Raw genomic sequence first — 2004 nt, forward strand, 5'->3', positions numbered from 1 at the left:
TTTTGAGCAACAGCTTGCCTTCTGTTAAAAGGCAGCTACTTTTAGCTGTGACCATTTTTTAGTCTAAACTCCAGTAAAGGAGAAGCAGAAGTAAATAATTATATTGTACCTGAGATATTGCACCATTTTCAATAAGCCTTTTACGGGCGGGCTAGAAGAGCAACGACCCACAAGAAAATTTACTCTTTGTGGAACGGGCTGAAGAGCCCGTTAAGCGAGAATAGTGCAACCTATGAGTTTTACCAGACTTTTCCCCAACCTCCATTTCAATTTGAGGAAGTTGGTTTGGTTGCGATAATATATCGATCGTTATTACTTCTCCTTTTCCTTGATTTTAGGCAATTCTCATTAGAAACTCTAAGATGTTGATTTGAGGAACCTCGGGGGGTCTGATTTTGTTGGGTGATCGCACTGAGCTACATTGAAATGATATTTGAGGAAAGTAAGCGACGGTTTCCATGTGCGAGTTGCCCTGCTAGATGTGCTAACCCTATAAACGGCTGGAAGATCGCACTTTCAGTACAATGTCAGTATTTCAACCGGTACACCTGTTGAGTCTGAGTCTGTGAGAGTGTAAATGTAGCTCTCATCCTTTGGCTGTCTGGATTGGAGGTTTTGGAAGGGTGGGGCGGTGTCAGGCCCCGAGGCAGACAGTTAACCAAGCGGCACAAGGAAAGTCGGCAGCTAACGCCCACGCAGGAAGGATTTTAGGCTCTCGCCATCAAAGAGCAAGAGAGAAAAGCACGACAGCGCCAGCAGCAATATCACCCAAAAGAATGATTGATCGACAAAAAGTTGCGTGTTATATTTCTAAATAATTCTATACAAAAATACTTTTACCTAAAAGGAGAACAAAAAATGGAGACACCTACAGATCGCCTACAAGAACCGGTCGGGACAAGAGAACTCGAATCAATACCTGTATCTGAAAAAGTTTCTGCCGACAAAGTTACTCAGGTTAATTTTGAAACGACTCCTTTAGAAACCCCTGCTTATACTCAGGAAAAAGTTAGCGTCGAGGAGTTGAAGATTAACGGCAACGATTTGGTTGCTAAAGTTAAAGAACTGATTCACGAAGGCAATATCCGCCGCATCATTATCAAAAATGAAGAAGGACGGATCTTGGTAGAAGTTCCTCTGACGGTGGGAGTAGTCGGCGGAGTCATCGGTGCGGCTTTGTTTCCAGTCATTGCAGCAATAGGAGCCATAGGTGCATTAGTCGCTCACATGACCATCATCATTGAAAGAACAGAGTAAAAAACTCAGTTGTTAGTAATGCTGATGTCCGGTTAATTTCCGGTAATAGAGCTTGTTGGTAGTCAGTGCGACAGTCCTCTATTTATGGATGATAAACAACTTGCCTTTATTACTACGATTAACCTAATTGTGGTTATCTAACCGGACTTAAACAAATTTCAAGCCCAAACAGAGCATCGAACTGGCATTAGAAGCAGAGAATACGTCCCAATTTTCGTTTACTCACTTCACAAACGTAAAAGATATCGCTCTTCTAAACGCTTCGAGCGCCTCTGTAAAGGTTTTTAACCGGACTTAGACCAAAAATGAGACAAAAATGGCTTGAAACCGAGAGAGAGACTTTTAGCTCGACTGGGCATAAATCAATTATTTACAAGGGTTTCAGGCATTTGTAGGTCATGGACATCTTTCCCTTGCGATCGAGTGGTCTTCAGCCCCTTTAGGAGCTTTAAAATGTCTAAGTCCCATTAAAGGTTTATTGGCCCACCTACGTCTTAATCCTCCGCTTAAGGTATACCAGAGAAGGAAAGTGTAAGCACAAGACACCAAAATTAAATGCCTCATTAAACTGCGTTTATCTCTGACTTGATATTCTTTGAGTCCTCACCATCATCAGAGCTTCACGATAGAAAACTTCGACCCAATTTATTTGTAAATAGGTCTTTGCTATCCAGGGTAAGAGCATCTCAATCATGCTTGACAAAAGCACTTGAGAATTTGCATCATATAGTCATTATTCATCGCAGC

1 protein-coding gene and 1 pseudogene are annotated in these 2004 nt (G+C 41.9%); one reads left to right on the forward strand and one right to left on the reverse strand.

Annotated features, from left to right (window positions below):
• Positions 1 to 858 precede the first annotated feature (858 nt).
• Positions 859 to 1257, forward strand: coding sequence for a DUF4342 domain-containing protein (locus QUA78_RS32360; protein WP_333307337.1), 399 nt, complete (start codon positions 859 to 861; stop codon positions 1255 to 1257).
• A gap of 468 nt (positions 1258 to 1725) precedes the next feature.
• Here the strand turns inward: QUA78_RS32360 and QUA78_RS32365 are convergent.
• Positions 1726 to 1930 (reverse strand): annotated as a pseudogene (locus tag QUA78_RS32365) (IS701 family transposase); the annotation flags it as partial.
• Positions 1931 to 2004 lie beyond the last annotated feature (74 nt).

It is taken from the genome of Microcoleus sp. K4-B3, assembly GCF_036704615.1.
Classification (GTDB): Bacteria; Cyanobacteriota; Cyanobacteriia; order Cyanobacteriales; family Microcoleaceae; genus Microcoleus.